Here is a 17597-nt window from a genome sequence, read left to right as displayed (position 1 = left end):
TCAGGCCCGGCCGCGGACGACGTCCACGAACAGGCGGTGCACCCGGGTGTCGCCGGTCAGCTCCGGGTGGAACGCGGTCGCCAGCACGGGTCCCTGTCGAACGGCCACGATCCTACCGGCGGCGGCACCCGCCGCCGGGGTGTCCGGCACGGTCGCGAGCACGTCGACGCCGGTCGACACCGCCTCGACCCAGGGGGCGCGGATGAACACAGCATGGATCTTCCCGGCCGCGCTGTCGAGTCCGGCGAGGTCGAGGTCGGCCTCGAACGAGTCCACCTGCCTGCCGAAGGCGTTGCGGCGGACGGTCATGTCGATCCCGCCGAGTTGCTGCTGGTCGGGTCGGCCGTCGAGGACCTTCTCGGCGAGCAGGATCATCCCGGCGCAGGACCCGTAGGCGGGCATCCCGTCGGCCAGCCGGGCGCGCAGCGGCTCCAGCAGCTCGAAGGTCTGCAACAGCCGGGAGATGGTGGTCGACTCCCCGCCGGGGATGACCAGCCCGTCGACGTCGGCGAGTTCCGCGACCCGCCGCACCGCCAGCGTGCGCGCGCCACCGGATTCCAGCGCGGCGGTGTGCTCGCGCACGTCGCCCTGCAGCGCCAGCACCCCGATCAGCGGTCGACCGTCCGACACCCTCGTCCATCCTCCTGCCGCCCCGGCCACCCCGGCCGGTCCACCAGCCTAGTCAGGACACCCCGACCACCCGCAGCAGGGCGGCCGTGCCCGTCCCCGCCACCACCGCGACGAGGAACGGCACCTTCCGCCACGCCAGCACCCCGCCGACGACCACCCCCGCGGGCAGCGCCCACCCGGCGAAGGACTGCCCCTTGGCCAGCGCGGCGGTCGAGGCGAGGGCCACCAGCAACACCAGCGCGGCGGTGGAGAGCAGTTCGCGCACGTGCTCGGGCAGGTCGATCCGCTCGCGCAGCGCGGTCCCGCCGTACCGGAAGGCGAACGTCCCGGCGGCGAGCAGCAGGATCGCCACGACCGTCACGTGGCCGCCGCCTCGCGCCGGGGCACCGCGAACAGCCCGACCAGCGACAGCAGCACCGGCACCCCGGCGGGCAGGAACGGCGTCGTCGCCAACGCCACCACCGCCCCCACCAGCACCGGCCGCAGCTTGCCTTGCCGCTGCGACCCGGTGAGCACCGGCAGCACCAGCGCCAGCAGCAGCACCGGGAACACCACGTCCAACCCCAGGGCGGCCGGGTCGGCGATCAGGTCGCCGACCAGCGCGCCGAGCACGGTCCCCAGGTTCCACCCCGCGAACAGGCCCGCGCCGCACCCCCAGAGCGCGGCGCGGGCCTGCCCGGGATCACGCTGCGCCAGGGCGAACGCCACCGACTCGTCGACCAGCAGGTGACTCCCGACCAGGCGCGCGACCCGCCCGCGCCCCACGAGGTGCCCCACGGCCAACCCGAACGGCAGGTGCCGGGCGTTGAGCACCAGCCCCCCGAGCACAGCGGCCACCGGCCCGCCCCCACCCGCCAGCACCCCGACGGCGAGGAACTGCGACCCACCGGCGAAGACCAGGGCGGACATGGTGATCGGCACCCACAGCGGTTGCCCGGTGGCCACGGCGATGGCCCCGAACGAGGCACCGCTGACCGCCGCGGACCCCGTGATGGTCAGGATTCCCCGCAGGGTCTCCGGATCGAGTGTTCGCCACAACGAACGCATGGCCATTATCATGAACACACACCGATCGTTCGTCAAGGAGAACGATCGGACCGATGTGTCGAACGAGGTTGGAATGCCGGACCGGGGCGCACCACGCGAGATCATCGCCCGCTCTTTGCGGCGCGAACGCGAGCGCGTGGGCCTGTCGCTGAGCGAACTCGGCAAGCGCGCGGGCGTCGCCAAGTCGACCCTCTCGCAACTGGAGTCGGGCGCGGGCAACCCGAGCATCGAGACGCTGTGGGCCCTGAGCCTGGCCCTGGACATCCCCTTCAGCAGGCTCGTGGACCCACCCTGCACACCGGTCCAGGTGATCCGGCGCGGGGAGGGGCCCGCCGTCCGATCGGAACAGGCCGAGTACCGGACCGCCCTGCTCTCGGCGAGCCCCCCGCACGCCCGGCGCGACATCTACCTGGTGTCGAGCGAGCCGGGGTCCCGACGGGTGTCCGACCCGCACGCGCCGGGGGTGGTGGAGCACGTGGTGCTGTGCACGGGGCGGGCGCTGGTGGGGCCGGCGGAGGCGCCGGTGGAACTGCTGCCGGGGGACTTCATGAGCTACCCGGGGGACCTGCCGCACGTGTTCGAGGCGCTGGAGACCGGGACCACGGCTTCACTGGTGTCCGAGCACAACTGAGCGGACTCCCCGCGTCGGCGCACGACGTGCCCGCACCGGTGTGCGAGGTCAGCGTTGGCCGATGGCGGGGACGACGTCCGCCTCCACCGAGGAGTAGCCGAGGAGCGTCCCACCGGGGATACCGCTCTCGGTGGTCCCCGCACTCACCCGGCGTTCACCGATGAAGGCACCCGTCACGGGGTCGATGATCATGTCCTGACGGGTCTGGTCGTCGAGAACACCGAGGGCGGTGCCGCGCTTCCCGTCGAGGTTCGCGGCGGCGTCGACCACGTCGAGACCGGGCAGGCGGGTGAGAGCCGCGTAGAGCGCGCCCCGCAGGTCGGCGGGGACCAAGCCGGTGCGGAGCACGTCGGTGGTCAGGGTGAGCACCTGCGAGGTCCCGTGGCCCGTCGCGGACGCATCGGTGAGCAACCGGTCGTAGAGGGCCCGCGGATCGCGGGGGAGGCTCGACAGGAACTCGGTGTCGGGTGTCTGCCACGTTCCGGGCGCCGCACAGGCCGGGCGGTCCCCGGTGGCGTAGAAGTCGCCGCAGGCCGCGCGCAGCGGGCCGGGTCGGCCGCCGCGGGGAAGCGGGTAGTCGATCATCAACCCGGCGGCGCGGGCCTCGTTCTCGTTCCCCGCCACCCACACCTTGCGCGGTGTGGTCGACCGCTCCATCTGCCACTCCTGCGCGGGGTCGCGCGGTATCCACACCTCGATGACCGTCTCGGCCAGGTAGGCGGCGGGCCCCTGCGGGGTCCGCCCGATCTCACGCAGGTCCCACGAATGCGTCGTCACGTGACGGTACGAGCCGTCCGGCACCGGGGCATCCTGTCCCCCGCCGACGGCTGCCCGCTCCAACGCCGCAACCGCCGCGGCGGACGCGGGTCCGGCCGTGGTCGCGGACTGCACGAGCAACATCCCGACAGCCAACCCGACGACCGCCAGCACGGCTGCCGCCGCGGTGAGCACCCTGCTCGCCCGCCACCTCCGCGCTGCCGTACCGCGGCTCGGTCGCGCGGTTGCGGCGCGGGCCGCACGGCCCGCCGCGGCTCGGTCCGGCCGCGCGACCGGAACCCGGTCCGGTTCCGCGATCGCCGCCACCAGCTTCGCGCGGGCGCGGGCCACACCGCCCGCGGTTGGGCGGATGCCGGCGTTGAGCCGGTCCAGTGCGTCGTCGAGCTCCGCCTCGGTCCACGGGGTGGGCATGGTCACGTCGTTTCCTCGACTCGGGCGGCCAGGGCGGGGGCGGTGGCGCGGAGGGTGCGGCGGACCCGGTGCAGGCGCGACCGCACCGTGCCCGCCGGGATGCCCAGGACCTCCGCGACCTCGACCGCCGTCAGCTCAGCCCACGCGGTGAGCAGCAACACCTCGCGGTCCGCCGCGGGCAGGTCCGACAGCGCGGCGGCGAGACCACGCACGTCGGCATCGGCGTCGGCACGGCGAATCGCGGTGTCGTCCGGGTCCTCGGGTGGTTCGAGGGGCTGGTCACCCACGCGGGCGGCCAGCCGCAGCGACCGCGTTTCCTCGCGCCAGTGGGCACGGAGGAGGTTGGTGGCGATCCCGAACAACCACGGGCGCACATCGGCGCGAGCGGGGTCGTAGCCGACCCGGCCCGCCCAGGCCGCGACGAAGGTCTCCGCCACCAGGTCGTCCGCGGCCGCCGGGCCGGCCCGTCTGGTCAGGTAGCGGTGGATGCCATCGGCATGGCTGTCGAACAGGCGCGTGAACACCACTGCGGCGTCGTCGCCGGTCAGGTCTGGCCGCGCATCCCCGACCGCCATGCCCGTGATCGCCTCCACACCCCTGTATTGGCACCCGCGGCGGGATGTGTTCACGGCGGGACGCGATCATGGTCCGGCAGGATGCCCGACGCGGTGCGGTCCGACCTGGGGAGTGCCGAATGCCCGAACGTCCCGGCCCGACCGGGCGCCCCCGAGGCGGGAGGAATCCCGCCTGGTTGCCCCAGATCGCGTTCGGGGTCCTGCTCTTGGCCCTGATCCCGTTCCACGACCCCTTCGGGTGGTCAGGTGCGTCCACCGGCACTTGCACGACCGACCCCGCGACAGGGACGACGGGCTGCGGCGGGACCCTGCCGTCGACTCGCGTCGACTTCGGTCCGGTGGGCGTGGACCCGTTCGACACCGTGGCCGATGGGTTGTTCCAGCAGGTCGCGCACCCGCTCGTGCTCGGCATGGCGTGGTTGGTCGCCATCGCGGTCGGTGTCCTGGCCACCCGGTGGTGGTACCGCCGCGGCGGGCATCCCACCGGGCCGCTCGTGGCGGTTTCGGTCGTCGGCTCGGGCACCCTCGTGCTCGCCAGCGTGATCCGCGGCCTCACCGGGACACTTCCCGACCTGGGCGCCTGGCCGGAACGGTTCGCCCTCGTCGCCTTGGTCGCGGTGGCCGCGTTCGCGGTGGTGCGCTCGTCGGCGCTGTCACGAGGTGCGCTCGGCGGACTGGTGGCCTTGGCGGCGGGGTTGGCGGCGGTGGCTGTCCACAAAACCGGTGGCCTGTGGCTGATCGCGGTCTTGCTCCTCGCGTTGGCGGTCACCGGGGGGAGCAAGGGGCTGAAGGTGGTGATCGCGTCGTTCACGGGTGTGGTGTTGCTGGCGAACGTGAACCACGTGGGCAGGGTGTTCCACCACCTCGGGTGGGATTTCGCCCCTCCGGACAGCGCGTTGTTCAACGGCAAGGACCTGCTCCTGCCCGCGGCGGTCCTGCTGATCGGCGGAGTGGTCTGTCTCATCGCCCCGCGCTCGAACGGTTGACACAGCCCGGTGGCTGCGGGGGAGCTGGTCCGACCGTCGAAATGGCGCTGGGTGGTCGGGCCGGATCGATCCCGGCCCGACCACCCAGCGACCACTCGACTCGCACGAGCCGACCCCGGGGGCAGGCAGCCCCCGACTACCAGCCGCGCTCGGCGAGGCGGTGGGGCTGGGCGATGTCCTCGACGTTGATGCCGACCATGGCCTCGCCGAGGCCGCGGCTGACCTTGGCGATCACGTCGGGGTCGTCGTGGAAGGTGGTGGCCTTGACGATGGCCTCCGCGCGCTGGGCGGGGTTGCCGGACTTGAAGATGCCGGAGCCGACGAAGACGCCCTCGGCGCCGAGCTGCATCATCATCGCCGCGTCGGCGGGGGTGGCGATGCCGCCCGCGGTGAACAGGACGACCGGGAGCTTGCCGGTGCGGGCGATCTCGCGGACCAATTCGAACGGGGCCTGGAGTTCCTTGGCCGCCACGTACAGCTCGTCCTCGGGCAGCGAGGTCAGCCTGCGGATCTCGCCGCGGATCTTGCGCATGTGGGTGGTGGCGTTGGAGACGTCACCGGTGCCCGCCTCGCCCTTGGAGCGGATCATGGCCGCGCCCTCGGTGATGCGGCGCAGGGCCTCACCGAGGTTGGTGGCGCCGCAGACGAAGGGGACGGTGAAAGCCCACTTGTCGATGTGGTTGCTGTAGTCGGCGGGGGTGAGGACCTCGGACTCGTCGATGTAGTCCACACCCAGCGACTGCAGGACCTGGGCCTCGACGAAGTGGCCGATGCGGGCCTTGGCCATGACCGGGATGGACACCGCGGCGACGATGCCGTCGATCATGTCCGGGTCGCTCATCCGGGAAACGCCGCCCTGGGCGCGGATGTCGGCGGGGACCCGCTCGAGCGCCATGACGGCCACCGCGCCCGCGTCCTCGGCGATCTTCGCCTGCTCGGCGTTGACCACGTCCATGATGACGCCGCCCTTGAGCATCTCGGCCATGCCGCGCTTGACGCGGGTGGTGCCGGTCTCGGGAGCGGTCTGCGTTTCGGACACGGGAGGGCCCTTCCAGTTCTCGTCGGGGGTGGCGGCACACCGCCGCTCCCCCGACACTACGTCCGAGGTGGCCCGCTCATCGAGGCCAATCCGCCGCTATTCCACCAGGCCACTTGGGCCGTGTCCGCGAAGCGGGATTCCGCTGGTGGTGCCCGGGTGGATGGGCTTGGCCGCGCATGTGTCCTGCGGAGCCCGGTCTTTGCGTTGGGTGCCCGGGTGGGTGGATGTGTTTGGCCATGGCTTTGGTTCAAAGCCCGGTCTTTTGATGGGTGTGCCCGGCTGGGTGGCTGTGTTTGGCCGGGGCCCCTATGGCGATCATGTGCTCCAGTGCGTCAGGTGGGGCTGAAAAGATGCCCCACCGCCCAGGCAGGCTGTCACATGATCGCCACCCCCGGCCAAACACATCCACCCACCCGGGCAGTTGGCTCGCCGGGCCGGCGGTTGGTGGGGTGGCCGGTTGGGCCGCTGCGCCGGTGGAGTTTCGGGTGGCTGGTGGCCGAGCCGGCGGGGTCGTCGGGTGGCTGGCCAAGCACATCCACCCACCGGGCATTCGCCCGCCGGGCTGGCGGTTTCGGTGGCGCCGGCGGTTTCGGTGGCGCCGGTGGGTCGCTGCGCCGGTGGGGTTCGCGGTGGCTGGTGGCCGGGCTGGCGGTTGGCGGGGTGGTCGGCTGGCCCAGCAGCACATCCACCCACCCGGGCATTGCTCGCCGGGCCGGCGGTTTCGGTGGCGCCGGTGGGTCGCTGCGCCGGTAGGTCGCTGCGCCGGTGGGGTTCGGGTGCCCGGTGGCCGGGCCGGCGGTTGGCGGGGTGGTCGGGTGGCTGGCCGAGCAACATCCACCCGCCCGGGCATTCGCCTGCCGGGCAGGCGGGTTTCGGGGTGGCTGGCTGGGTGTTGCTGCGCCGATGTGGTTCGGGTGGCCGGCCGGTGGTTCGTCGGGTGGGTTCGAGGGCAGGTCCCGGTGGCTCAGCGGACCGTTCTCGGCGCGCCGGACCAGGTTTCGTCGGGCAGGTTCGGGAGGAGGTCGGCCAGTTGTACCGGGTACACCGTGTCCGTGGTCTCCCGCAGGTCCTCGGGGGTCCACCAGCGGTGTTCGGCGATGGTGCGGGCCTCCAGCTCGGTGAAGCCGTCCGTGCTGACCTGCGCGCCCTCGGGGAGGCGGGCGAGGAAGAACCACTCCTCGCCGTCGTAGTTGCGGCCCTCGAAGCTGAACGCCACCCGCCGCCGCCAGATCGGGCCGGTCAGCGCGTCCGGCGGCAGGTCGACCCCGGTTTCCTCGCGCAGTTCGCGCACGGCCGCGCCGCGCAGGTCCTCCCCCGGTTCGACGCCGCCGCCCGCGGTGAACCAGTACGAGTCCCCCGGGTCGGCCGGGTCGTGGCCGTGGAACAGCAGCACCCGGTCGGTGGCGTCGAGCAGGACCACCCTGGCCGCTGGGCGGGGGCGGGGCAGGTCGGTGGGCTGCGGTTCGGCGATCTCCAGGTAGGCCGGTTGCGGCGCGGTGCCCGCCAGCTTGAACCAGCGCACCACCCGGCGGCGGCGCTGCGCCAGCGTGTCGCGCACGGCGTCGCCGTGCACGCGGCGGGCGATGACGACCCGGTGTTCGGCGTCGACCAGTTCCGCGGCCAGCACCAGCGGGATCGACTGGCGGTCGACCCCGGCCAGTTCCCTGCTCAGCGCGTTCTCGGCGGGTTCGCGCTCGCGGCGGGGTGCCCGTTCGGCGCGGTCGGCCAGCACCCGCAACCGGTCGCCCGCCCGGGGGGCGAGCGTCCCGGCGACAGCGCGGGCGACGACGGCGCGCCGGGCCAGGGCCGCGTCGAGCGCCGCCCACGCGGCGTCGGTGCGCACGTGCAGCCGGTCGAGCCGGTTGGCCGTGCCCACCAGCCAGCTACCCAGCACGACCAGCAGCGCGAGCCCGACCAGGAGGACGGCCAGCCCGAACCCGCTCACCCGACCTCCCCGACCGCGCGCGGGACGGCCGCCGCTGCCTGCTCGTAGACGCGCAGCACCTGCCGGGCGACCACCGACCAGTCGAACGCGGTGACCCGCTGGTCCGCCTCGGCCACCAGCGCGGCGCGCCGGGCGGGGTCGGTCAGCACCGAGCGCAGCCCGGCCGCCAGCGACGCCGGGTCGCCGACGGCGGTGAGCACGCCCGCGCGGCCGTCGAGCAGCACCCGGCGGAAGGCGTCGAGGTCGCTGCCGACCACGGCCGTGCCCGCCGACATGGCCTCGGTGAGGATGATGCCGAAGCTCTCCCCGCCGGTGTTGGGGGCGCAGTAGACGTCCACGCTGCGCAGCGCGCGGGCCTTGGTCGGGTCGTCGACCTGCCCGAGCAGGTCGATCCGGTCCGCCCACGGCCCGGCCGCGCGCCGCAGCTCCTCCTCGTCGCCCCGGCCGACCACCAGCACCCGCAGGTCGGGCAGGTCCTCGAGCAGGCGCAGCGCGTCGAGCAGCACCGGCATGCCCTTGCGCGGTTCGTCGTAGCGGCCGACGTAGCCGATCGTGCCGCCCGCCCTGGGGTAGCCGGGCAGCGGTTCGGCGTCGCGGAAGAAGCCGACGTCGACGCCGTTGGGGATCTCCACCGCGTCGCCGCCGAGGTGTTCGACCTGCACCCGCCTGGCCAGTTCGGACACCGCGATCCGGGCGGTGATCTTCTCCAGGAACGGTTGCAGCACCGACTGGAACGCGCTGAGGGTGCGCGAGCGCGGGGTGGAGGTGTGGAAGGTGGCCACGATCGGGCCGTCGGCGATCATCATGGCCAGCATCGACAGGCTGGGCGCGGTCGGCTCGTGCAGGTGCAGCACGTCGAAGTCGTGGTCGTGAATCCACCGCCGGACCCTGGCGTAGGACACCGGGCCGAAGGCCAGCCGGGCGACCGAGCCGTTGTACTTGATCGCCACCGCCCGGCCCGCCGGGTGCACGAAGTCCGGCAGCTCGGTGTCCTCGTCGGCCGGGGCGAGCACCTCGACCTCGTGGCCGAGCCCGGTCAGCGCCCTGGCCAGGTCGAGCACGTGGGCCTGCACCCCGCCCGGGACGTCGAACGAGTACGGGCAGACGATGCCGACCCTCACCGCGGGCTTTCCCCGGCCGCCGCGGCCCTGGCGGCTTCCTTGTCCGCGGTCCACACCGGTTGCAGCATGTGCCAGTCGGCCGGGTGCGAGCCGATGTCGGCGGCGAACACGTCGGCCAGCGCCTGGGTGGCGGCCGGGATGCCCTTGACCCCGCCCACCGGGACCGGCGGGTGGATGCGCACGGCCCAGCCGTCGTCGGTGAACCACACGCCCGCGGGCAGCAGCACCGCGCCGGTGCGCGCGGCCAGGTAGGCCGGGCCCGCGGGCAACTGGGCGGGCTGGCCGAAGAAGGTGACCGGGATGCCGCGCGGGCTCAGGTCGCGGTCGCCGACCAGGCAGACGACCCGGTTCTCGCGCAGCCGCTCGGCCATCACCACCGAGGCCATCCGGGCGCCGCCCTCGGCGGGCAGGATCTCGAAGCCCAGCGATTCGCGGTAGGCGACGAACTTCTCGAACAGCGATTCGGGCTTGAGCCGCTCGACGACGGTGGTGAACGACCCGTGCTCGCGGACCAGCCAGGTGCCCGCGGCGTCCCAGTTGCCCGAGTGGGTCAGGGCGATCACCACGCCGTTGCCCTCGGCCAGGCCCGCGGTGATGTACTCGGCGCCGGTGATGTTGGCGGCGACGTTCGCGTGGATCGCGGCGACGTCCATCGTCGGCAGCCGGAAGGTCTCCATCCAGTACCGGGCGTAGGACCGCAGGCCCTCGCGGACCAGCGCGTCGAGTTCCTCCGGCCCGGCCTGCGGCACGACCCGGGCGAGGTTGGCGCGCAGCCGCCGCGCCCCCGGCCCGCCGCGGCGGGCGGCCCAGTCGGCACCGGCCCGGAACAGGGTCTTGGCCGCGGCCTCGGGCAGCAGCCGCACGAGGCGCCAGCCCAGGCCGTACGCGGTGGCGGCGAGCCCGCTCACGCGGCGGCCCCCTCGGCGGCGCGGCGGACCGCGAGCAGCCGCTGCACGACGGTGATGACCGAGCCGACCGCGCACAGCCACAGCGCGACGTCGATGGCGTACGGGACGCCCAGCCCGGTGAGCCCGGTGCCGACCAGGGTGATGATCAGGCGTTCGGCGCGCTCGACGAGGCCGCCGTCGGCGCTGAGCCCGGAGGCCTCGGCGCGCGCCTTGACGTAGGAGACGACCTGCGACAGCACCAGGTTGAGCAGCGCGGCCACCGCGAGCACCCGGTGGTCGACCACGGTGAACAGGTACCAGGTGAGAGCGCTGAACAGGGCCCCGTCGGCGAGGCGGTCGCAACTGGCGTCGAGGACCGCGCCGAAGCGCGTGCCCCCGCCCAGGGCGCGGGCCATCGAGCCGTCGATGAGGTCGAACATGGCGAAGCCCCACACCACGAAGGTGCCCGCGAGCAGGTGACCGGTGGGGAACAGCCACAGCGCGCCCGCGACGGCGCCCGCCGTGCCGAAGAGGGTCATGGCGTTGGGGGTGAGGCCGAGGCGGACCAGCCACGCCCCGATGGGATCGGTGGCGCGCGAGACCGAGGCACGGGCGAAGATGTTGAGCATGAGTCTGTCGGGGACACCTAACCGGCAAGACGACCTGGTGCCCGCAGCCTAACCGGCCCGCCCCGGCCCGGGCGCGCCCCACCCGCTCAGGTGTCGGCGCCGACCTCGGGCTGTCCCACCTCAGCGGTGTGCGGGGAGTCGGCGACGTGCCCACCGCCACAGTCGCGCGGGTGGTTGCCCGGCAGCAGCATGTCCGGGTCGAGGCCGCCGAGGACGGCCGCGCTGATCTCGCCGAGCACCCGGACCTGCTCGGCGGTGAGCCGGTCGAACAGGGATTCCCGCACGGCGGTCACGTGCCCGGGGGCCGCCGCCGCCAGCGCGGCGAACCCCGCGTCGGTGAGCGCGGCGAGCTGCCCGCGCTTGTCGGTCGGGCACTCCCGCCGTTCGACCCAGCCCGCCTCCTCGAGCCGGGACACCGCGTGGGAGAGCCTGCTGCGGGAGGACCCGCGCAGCCCCGCCAGCTCGCTCATCCGCAGCTCGCGCCGGGGCGCCTCGGACAGCACCACCAGGATCTCGTAGTAGGTGTAGGGCATCTTCGCGTCCCGCTGGAGCTGACGGTCGAGCGAGTCGGTGAGCGCGCTCGTCATGGTGATGAACGTCCGCCAGACATCCTGCTCGGCCCCGCTCAGCCACCGCGTCTCCTCAGCCATGCCCACAGCGTACCCCTCTGGTTGAACTCTCAACCGCATGCGTGTAGCTTGCTCGTTGAACGCTTAATCAAGCGTTCAACGAACCGAAGGGGCGACCATGACCACCGCACTCACCCAGATCCCGAACTTCGTCGCGGGCACGTGGGACATCGACGCCGTGCACTCGGAGGTGGGCTTCTCCGTGCGGCACATGGCGGTCAGCAAGGTGAAGGGCCGCTTCGACGGCGTCTCCGGCCACATCGTCACCACCGAGGACCCGGCCACCTCCGGCGTCGAGGTGAGGATCGACCTGGCCACGATCAACACCTACAACGCCGACCGCGACGGCCACCTCAAGTCCTCGGACTTCTTCGACGTCGAGAACCACCCGGAGCTGACCTACACCGCCACCGGCTTCCAGGAGGACGGCGACGGCTACGTCCTCAACGGCGAACTGACCCTCAAGGGCGTCACCAGGACCGTCCCCCTGCACTTCGAGCTGAACGGCTTCGGCCCGGACGCCTACGGCGGCACCCGGGTCGGCTTCTCCGCCAAGACCCAGATCAACCGCAAGGACTTCGGCGTCAACTTCGAAGGCCTGCAGAACGGCGTCATCGTGGTCAGCGACAAGGTCGACATCCACATCGAGGTCGAGGCCGTCCTCCGCACGGCGTGACCCCCGCACGGCCGACCGGTCCCCGGACCGGTCGGCCGGGGTGCCTCAGTCCGCCCAGGCGTCCGCGAGCATCTGCCGGGTCTCCCCCAGCAGTTGCGGCAGCACCTTGGTGTGCCCGATCACCGGCATGAAGTTCGCGTCCCCACCCCACCGGGGCACCAGGTGCTGGTGCAGGTGCGCGGCGATCCCGGCCCCGGCCACCACGCCCTGGTTCATCCCCAGGTTGAACCCGTGCGGCGCCGACACCCGCCGCGCCACCCGCATCGCGTGCTGGGTGAACTCGGCCAGCTCGACCGTCTCGTCCGCGGTGAGGTCGGTGTAGTCGGCCACGTGCCGGTAGGGCACCACCATCAGGTGACCCGGGTTGTACGGGTAGAGGTTGAGCACCGCGTAGACGGTCTTCCCGCGCGCCACGATCAGCGCGTCGGCGTCGTCCAGGTCCACCAGCCCGCAGAACGGGCACCCGGACGCGGTGTCCCCCTCCGGCTTGCCCTCACCCCTGATGTAGGCCATCCGGTGCGGAGTCCACAACCGCTGCAACGCATCGGGAATGCCGACACCCTCCTGGGGGACAAGCTCCGGATCGACCATGCACCGATCCTAGGGCCACCGCCCCGCCCCGGGTACACCGCGCGGACGCCGCCACCGGGGGGTGCGTCCGCGCGGCCCGGCGGTGCTACTCGGGCACGACGAAGGTCTCCGACGACGGCGAGGCGTTCTCCCGACCGGCCACCCAGGCCCGGACGGCGTCCACGGCCTTGGCCACCGGCACCCCGTTGAGCTGCGAGCCGTCGCGGAACCGGAACGACACCGAGCCCGATTCCACGTCCTTGCCGCCCGCCACCAGCAGGAACGGGACCTTCTGCAACGTGTGGTTGCGGATCTTCTTCTGCATCCGGTCGTCGGACAGGTCGACCTCGACCCGGATGCCGTGCGACCGCAGTTCCTTCGCCACCGCCAGCAGGTGCTCGGAGTGCTCGTCGGCGATGGGGATGCCCACGGCCTGCACCGGGGCCAGCCACGCCGGGAACGCGCCCGCGTAGTGCTCGGTGAGCACCCCGAAGAACCGCTCGATGGAGCCGAACAGCGCCCGGTGGATCATGACCGGCCGCTGCCGCGAGCCGTCCGGGGCGGTGTACTCCAGCTCGAAGAGCTCCGGCAGGTTGAAGTCGAGCTGGATGGTCGACATCTGCCAGGTGCGGCCGAGGGCGTCGCGGGCCTGCACGGAGATCTTGGGGCCGTAGAACGCCGCGCCGCCCGGGTCCGGGACCAGTTCCAGGCCGGAGGCCTCCGCGGCGACGCGCAGGGTCTCGGTGGCCTGGGCCCAGACCTCGTCGGAGCCGACGAACTTCTCGTCGTTGCGGGTCGACAGCTCCAGGTAGAAGTCGTCGAGGCCGTAGTCGCGCAGCAGGTCGAGGACGAAGGTCAGCAGTGACTTCAGCTCCTCCTGCACCTGGTCCTGGGTGCAGAAGATGTGCGCGTCGTCCTGCGTCATGCCGCGCACGCGGGTCAGGCCGTGCACGACGCCGGACTTCTCGTAGCGGTAGACCGAGCCGAACTCGAACATCCGCAGCGGCAGCTCGCGGTAGGACCGGCCGCGGGAGCGGAAGATCAGGTCGTGGAACGGGCAGTTCATCGGCTTGAGGTAGTAGTCCTGGCCGGGCTTGCGGACCGTGCCGTCCTCGTTGTACTCGGCGTCGAGGTGCATGGCCGGGTACATGCCGTCGCGGTACCAGTCGAGGTGCCCGGAGGTCTCGAACAGGGTGCCCTTGGTGATGTGCGGGGAGTAGACGAACTCGTAGTCCGCCTCCTCGTGCCGCTGCCGCGAGTAGTCCTCCATGGCCCGGCGCACGATCCCGCCCCTGGGGTGGAACACCGCCAGCCCGGAACCGATCTCGTCGGGGAAGCTGAACAGGTCCAGCTCCACCCCGAGCCTGCGGTGGTCGCGCCGCTCGGCCTCGGCGAGCAGCTCCAGGTGCGCGTCCAACGCCTCCTGCGACTCCCACGCGGTGCCGTAGATGCGCTGGAGCTGCGGGTTCTTGTCGTTGCCGCGCCAGTACGCCGCCGCGACGCGGGTCAGCTTGAAGGCGGGGATGTGCTTGGTGGTCGGCACGTGCGGGCCGCGGCACAGGTCGCCCCACACCTGCTCGCCGCTGCGCGGGTCGAGGTTGTCGTAGATGGTCAGCTCGCCGCCGCCCACCTCCATGATTTCAGTGGTGTCCACAGCGTTGGTGTCACTACTCTTGAGGTCGACCAGTTCCAGCTTGAACGGCTCGGCCGCCAGCTCGGCCTTCGCCGCCTCGACCGACTCGACCACCCGCCGGGAGAACCGCTGCGAGCCCTTGATGATGGCCTTCATGCGCTTCTCCAGCGCCTGCAGGTCCTCCGGGGTGAACGGCCGGTCGACGGCGAAGTCGTAGTAGAAGCCGTCGCGCACCGGCGGGCCGATGCCCAGCTTGGCCTCGGGGAACTGCTGCTGCACGGCCTGGGCCAGCACGTGCGCGCAGGAGTGCCGGATGACCGAGCGCCCGTCCGGGCTGTTCGCGGGCACGGCCTCGACCTCGGTGTCCGCCGACGGCGTCCAGGACAGGTCGCGCAACCGGCCGCCGGGGTCGCGCACGACGACCACCGCGTCGGCCCCCTTGCCCGGCAGACCCGCCTCCCGGACGGCCGCGCCCGCGGTGGTGCCCGCCTTCACCACCACGCTCGATGCGGGGGCGACGGCGACGGGCTGCGGCTGGGACACGGTGTACTCCTCGGTGCGGGGCCGACCCGGGCAGGTCAGCGGTGTCAGGTCGACGATGATGTTAACGACCCGCCCCGACGGCCCGCGCCCCGGTTTGCCGGTCTGTGGACAACACGCCCATGACGATGACGTCGTACCGCTCGCCGTCCCACAGCCAGGCCTGCCGCAGCCTGCCCTCCTCGCGGAACCCGACCTTGCGGTAGGCGGCGACGGCGCGCTCGTTGTACTCGACGACCTCCAGGCCCACCCGGTGCGCGCCCACGACGTCGAAGAGGTGGTCGAGGACCAGCCGCAGCGCCTCGCTGCCCAGCCCCCGGCCGTGCCGCTTCCACAGCGCGATGCGCAGGCCCGCCACCAGGTTGTCCGGGTCCCAGTCGTTGACCGCGAGGTCGCCGAGGAACTCCCCGCCGACCGGGTCGACGACGGCGAGGTCCAGGCGGTCGTCCTGCTCGGCGCGGGAGCCGCACCAGGCCACGAGCTGCTCGCGGGTGAACGTGGTGTGCGTGCCGGTCAGCCGGTCGAGGGCGGGGTCGGTGACCATGCCGAGCAGGTCGTCCACGTGCTCGGGGCCGAGGGGTTCGAGGCGGACCCGCTCGCCGATCAGGACGGGCTTGGCGGACAGGTCGGGTGCGGCGGGGTGGTCGGTCACGCCCCCAGCATGCCGCGCATCCTGGCGACCTCGTCGGACTGCTCGGCCACGACGTTGTCGGCCATCTCCTGCACGAGGACGTCGGAGCCGGAGCGGCGCACGGTGTCGGCCATGCTGATCGCGCCCTCGTGGTGGCGGATCATCAGCTCCAGGAACAGCCTGTCGAAGGCCGGGCCGGACGCGGCGGCCAGCGCGGCCAACTGCTCGTCGGTGGCCATGCCGGGCATGGCGTGGTGCTCGTGCCCGCCGTGCCCCTCGTGCTCGGTGACCTCGGGTTGCCCGTGCCGGGTGAGCCAGCGGTTCATCATGTCCACCTCGGGGCCCTGGGTGTCGGCGATCCGGGTGGCGAAGGCCTTGACGGTGGGGTCGGCGCCGCGGTCGGGGACCAGCGCGGTCATCACCAGCGCCTGGCGGTGGTGGGCGACCATGTCCCGCACGTAGGTGTGGTCGGCTTCGTTGGGCGGGGTGGCGGCGGCGTTCGAGGCGGCCTCCTCCGCCGACAGGGTCCGGTTGCCCTCGCCCGGCAGCCCCGGTTGGACGACCGGGTTCGCCGGGGCCTCGTCGGCGGTGCACCCGGCGGCACCGGTCAGGCCCGCCAGCGCGGCCGCACAGGCCGCGACCAGTCGCCATCGCACGTCGGAACTCCCCTCACCAGCAACGATCCCCGACGCTACCCGTTCACGGACAGGGGCAACAAGACGCCCATAACTGGTGAAAACATCCCACCTTGGTGGCTGGTCCGAGGCCCGACCGGGAGGTCATACTGCGGTTTCCGCATTCCACGAGAGGGGCTGCTCGTGCCTTCCACCCGACGACTGTCGGCCACAGCGGTGCTGGGTGCCGCCGCGCTGACCCTGTCGACCCTCGCGGGGGTGACCTCGGCGAGCGCCCAGGGGGCGTTCCCCGCCGCCGACGAGATCGTGACCAGCCCGAACGTGCGGCACGTCGCCAACATCCCGGCCACCGCGCCGCTGGGTGGGCCCAGCTCCGTCGGCACCGACCTGGCCTTCACCGGCGACTACGCCATCGCGGGCAACTACCTCGGCTTCACCATCTACGACATCAAGACCCCCGAGCGCCCGAGGATCACCAGCCAGGTGCTCTGCCCGGGGTCGCAGAACGACGTCTCGGTGAGCGGGAACCTGCTGTTCCTGTCGACCGACTCGCGGCGCAGCGACGCCTCCTGCAACTCGGTCGCCCAGAACGACGGCACCAAGCCGTACTGGGAGGGCATCAAGGTCTTCGACATCAGCGACAAGCGCAACCCGCGCTACGTCACCGCGGTCGAGACCGCCTGCGGCTCGCACACGCACACGCTGGTGCCGGGCAAGAAGAACAAGGACGTCTACCTCTACGTCTCGTCCTACAGCCCGGCGGCGAGCCTGAGCAAGTGCCAGCCGCCGCACGACATCATCTCCATCGTCAAGGTCCCGCTGCGCGACCCGGCGTCGGCGGCGCTGGTGGCCACCCCGAACCTGTTCCCCGACGGCGGCAACCCCGGCCGCTCCGGCACGATCGAGACCGGCTACACCTCGGCGACCACCGGCTGCCACGACATCACCGTCTTCCCGGCGAAGGACCTGGCGGCGGGCGCGTGCATGGGCGACGGCGTGCTGATGGACATCTCCGACCGGGAGAAGCCCCGGGTGATCAGCCGGGTGCAGGACGACGAGCACTTCGCGTTCTGGCACTCGGCCACGTTCAACAACGCGGGCACCAAGGTCCTGTTCACCGACGAGCTGGGCGGCGGCGGCGCGGCCACCTGCAACCCGGAGATCGGTCCGACCCGCGGCGCCGACGGCATCTACGACATCACCGGCCGCGGCGAGAAGCGCGCGCTGGAGTTCAAGAGCTTCTACAAGATCAACCGCACGCAGACCGACGAAGAGAACTGCGTGGCGCACAACGGTTCGCTGCTGCCGGTCCCCGGCCGCGACATCATGGTCCAGGCCTGGTACATGGGCGGCGTGCAGATCATCGACTTCACCGACTCCACGGCGCCGAAGGAGATCGGCTTCTTCGAGCGCGGCCCGGCGGCCGACCCGGACGAGAGCGGCGGTGTCTGGTCGGCGTACTACTACAACGGCTACATCTACACCTCGGACCTGGGCAAGGGCTTCGACGTGCTGCGGATCGACGACCCGCGGACCGACCTGGCCAAGTTCCACCGCTCCACCGAGCTGAACGTGCAGACCCAGGGCACGTACTGATCCACTGAC

19 protein-coding genes are annotated in these 17597 nt (G+C 72.3%); 4 read left to right on the top strand and 15 right to left on the bottom strand.

Translation table 11 applies throughout. The features are described 5' to 3' along the window. From pdxT to DFQ13_RS15220, 3 genes are read right to left on the bottom strand one after another with little or no spacing between them, the layout of a single operon-like run. Positions 1-630, bottom strand: coding sequence for a pyridoxal 5'-phosphate synthase glutaminase subunit PdxT (pdxT, locus tag DFQ13_RS15230; RefSeq protein ID WP_035290826.1), 630 nt, complete (start codon positions 628-630; stop codon positions 1-3). A gap of 52 nt (positions 631-682) precedes the next feature. After that, positions 683-991 carry an AzlD domain-containing protein gene (locus DFQ13_RS15225; RefSeq protein ID WP_035290824.1) on the bottom strand — a complete coding sequence of 103 codons (309 nt, stop codon included), beginning with the start codon at positions 989-991 and terminating at the stop codon, positions 683-685. Beyond that, on the bottom strand, positions 988-1677 hold the full coding sequence (locus tag DFQ13_RS15220) for an AzlC family ABC transporter permease (protein ID WP_035290864.1): 690 nt from the start codon (positions 1675-1677) through the stop codon (positions 988-990). The genes DFQ13_RS15225 and DFQ13_RS15220 overlap by 4 nt, the downstream gene beginning before the upstream one ends. Positions 1678-1750: 73 nt before the next feature. Between DFQ13_RS15220 and DFQ13_RS15215 the strand changes: the two genes are divergently transcribed. After that, entirely contained in the window at positions 1751-2308 is a 558-nt protein-coding gene (locus DFQ13_RS15215; RefSeq protein WP_035290822.1) for a helix-turn-helix domain-containing protein, read from the top strand. Between the two features lie 48 nt (positions 2309-2356). Here the strand turns inward: DFQ13_RS15215 and DFQ13_RS15210 are convergent, their stop codons facing one another. Both DFQ13_RS15210 and DFQ13_RS15205 read right to left on the bottom strand, forming a co-directional pair. Then, positions 2357-3496, bottom strand: coding sequence for a CU044_5270 family protein (locus DFQ13_RS15210; protein WP_233427942.1), 1140 nt, complete (start codon positions 3494-3496; stop codon positions 2357-2359). 2 nt (positions 3497-3498) lie between these two features. Next, on the bottom strand, positions 3499-4071 hold the full coding sequence (locus tag DFQ13_RS15205) for an RNA polymerase sigma factor (protein ID WP_035290860.1): 573 nt from the start codon (positions 4069-4071) through the stop codon (positions 3499-3501). Positions 4072-4247: 176 nt separating this feature from the next. Between DFQ13_RS15205 and DFQ13_RS15200 the strand changes: the two genes are divergently transcribed. Then, entirely contained in the window at positions 4248-5057 is an 810-nt protein-coding gene (locus tag DFQ13_RS15200; protein WP_035290821.1) for a hypothetical protein, read from the top strand. A gap of 136 nt (positions 5058-5193) precedes the next feature. Here the strand turns inward: DFQ13_RS15200 and pdxS are convergent, their stop codons facing one another. The 6 genes from pdxS to DFQ13_RS15170 form a co-directional block, all read right to left on the bottom strand. Further along, positions 5194-6096, bottom strand: a complete 903-nt coding sequence (gene pdxS, locus DFQ13_RS15195) for a pyridoxal 5'-phosphate synthase lyase subunit PdxS (RefSeq protein WP_110080287.1) — start codon at positions 6094-6096, stop codon at positions 5194-5196. Positions 6097-7060: 964 nt separating this feature from the next. After that, positions 7061-8041 (bottom strand): NUDIX hydrolase, encoded by a 981-nt coding sequence (locus DFQ13_RS15190; RefSeq protein ID WP_110080286.1) that lies wholly within the window; start codon positions 8039-8041, stop codon positions 7061-7063. Then, positions 8038-9162 carry a glycosyltransferase family 4 protein gene (locus DFQ13_RS15185; protein WP_035283543.1) on the bottom strand — a complete coding sequence of 375 codons (1125 nt, stop codon included), beginning with the start codon at positions 9160-9162 and terminating at the stop codon, positions 8038-8040. Before DFQ13_RS15185 ends, DFQ13_RS15190 begins: the two co-directional genes overlap by 4 nt. Beyond that, positions 9159-10070 (bottom strand): phosphatidylinositol mannoside acyltransferase, encoded by a 912-nt coding sequence (locus tag DFQ13_RS15180; protein ID WP_035283542.1) that lies wholly within the window; start codon positions 10068-10070, stop codon positions 9159-9161. The genes DFQ13_RS15185 and DFQ13_RS15180 overlap by 4 nt, the downstream gene beginning before the upstream one ends. Continuing rightward, positions 10067-10678, bottom strand: a complete 612-nt coding sequence (gene pgsA / locus DFQ13_RS15175) for a phosphatidylinositol phosphate synthase (RefSeq protein WP_035283541.1) — start codon at positions 10676-10678, stop codon at positions 10067-10069. Before pgsA ends, DFQ13_RS15180 begins: the two co-directional genes overlap by 4 nt. An 86-nt stretch (positions 10679-10764) precedes the next feature. Beyond that, positions 10765-11328 (bottom strand): MarR family winged helix-turn-helix transcriptional regulator, encoded by a 564-nt coding sequence (locus DFQ13_RS15170; RefSeq protein ID WP_084175709.1) that lies wholly within the window; start codon positions 11326-11328, stop codon positions 10765-10767. Between the two features lie 97 nt (positions 11329-11425). Between DFQ13_RS15170 and DFQ13_RS15165 the strand changes: the two genes are divergently transcribed. Beyond that, on the top strand, positions 11426-11983 hold the full coding sequence (locus tag DFQ13_RS15165; protein WP_110080285.1) for a YceI family protein: 558 nt from the start codon (positions 11426-11428) through the stop codon (positions 11981-11983). A 45-nt stretch (positions 11984-12028) separates the two neighbouring features. Here DFQ13_RS15165 and DFQ13_RS15160 read toward each other — a convergent pair whose 3' ends face one another. The 4 genes from DFQ13_RS15160 to DFQ13_RS15145 all read right to left on the bottom strand — a co-directional run bounded on the left by DFQ13_RS15160 (position 12029) and on the right by DFQ13_RS15145 (position 16013). After that, positions 12029-12574 carry an HIT family protein gene (locus DFQ13_RS15160; protein WP_035283539.1) on the bottom strand — a complete coding sequence of 182 codons (546 nt, stop codon included), beginning with the start codon at positions 12572-12574 and terminating at the stop codon, positions 12029-12031. Positions 12575-12659: 85 nt separating this feature from the next. Continuing rightward, positions 12660-14687, bottom strand: coding sequence for a threonine--tRNA ligase (gene thrS / locus DFQ13_RS15155; protein ID WP_110080533.1), 2028 nt, complete (start codon positions 14685-14687; stop codon positions 12660-12662). 103 nt (positions 14688-14790) lie between these two features. Then, the gene (locus DFQ13_RS15150; protein ID WP_181399996.1) at positions 14791-15378 is read right to left on the bottom strand and encodes a GNAT family N-acetyltransferase; all 588 of its coding nucleotides are present in this window, start codon (positions 15376-15378) and stop codon (positions 14791-14793) included. Next, on the bottom strand, positions 15375-16013 hold the full coding sequence (locus tag DFQ13_RS15145; protein WP_035283550.1) for a DUF305 domain-containing protein: 639 nt from the start codon (positions 16011-16013) through the stop codon (positions 15375-15377). Before DFQ13_RS15145 ends, DFQ13_RS15150 begins: the two co-directional genes overlap by 4 nt. 156 nt (positions 16014-16169) lie before the next feature. Between DFQ13_RS15145 and DFQ13_RS15140 the strand changes: the two genes are divergently transcribed. Then, positions 16170-17588, top strand: a complete 1419-nt coding sequence (locus DFQ13_RS15140; protein WP_181400018.1) for an LVIVD repeat-containing protein — start codon at positions 16170-16172, stop codon at positions 17586-17588. Positions 17589-17597 lie beyond the last annotated feature (9 nt).

The organism is Actinokineospora spheciospongiae, assembly GCF_003182415.1.
In the GTDB taxonomy this organism is placed as follows: Bacteria; Actinomycetota; Actinomycetes; order Mycobacteriales; family Pseudonocardiaceae; genus Actinokineospora; species Actinokineospora spheciospongiae.
This window is presented reverse-complemented; position numbering and strand designations above follow the sequence as displayed.

What these genes read in the sequence shown, in the direction of transcription:
- DFQ13_RS15220 (WP_035290864.1), bottom strand. Translation starts at nt 1,677, where the DNA reads ATGCGTTCGTTGTGGCGAACACTCGATCCGGAGACCCTGCGGGGAATC.
- DFQ13_RS15215 (WP_035290822.1), top strand. Translation starts at nt 1,751, where the DNA reads ATGCCGGACCGGGGCGCACCACGCGAGATCATCGCCCGCTCTTTGCGG.
- DFQ13_RS15210 (WP_233427942.1), bottom strand. Translation starts at nt 3,496, where the DNA reads ATGCCCACCCCGTGGACCGAGGCGGAGCTCGACGACGCACTGGACCGG.
- DFQ13_RS15205 (WP_035290860.1), bottom strand. Translation starts at nt 4,071, where the DNA reads ATGGCGGTCGGGGATGCGCGGCCAGACCTGACCGGCGACGACGCCGCA.
- pgsA (WP_035283541.1), bottom strand. Translation starts at nt 10,678, where the DNA reads ATGCTCAACATCTTCGCCCGTGCCTCGGTCTCGCGCGCCACCGATCCC.
- DFQ13_RS15170 (WP_084175709.1), bottom strand. Translation starts at nt 11,328, where the DNA reads ATGGCTGAGGAGACGCGGTGGCTGAGCGGGGCCGAGCAGGATGTCTGG.
- DFQ13_RS15165 (WP_110080285.1), top strand. Translation starts at nt 11,426, where the DNA reads ATGACCACCGCACTCACCCAGATCCCGAACTTCGTCGCGGGCACGTGG.
- DFQ13_RS15160 (WP_035283539.1), bottom strand. Translation starts at nt 12,574, where the DNA reads ATGGTCGATCCGGAGCTTGTCCCCCAGGAGGGTGTCGGCATTCCCGAT.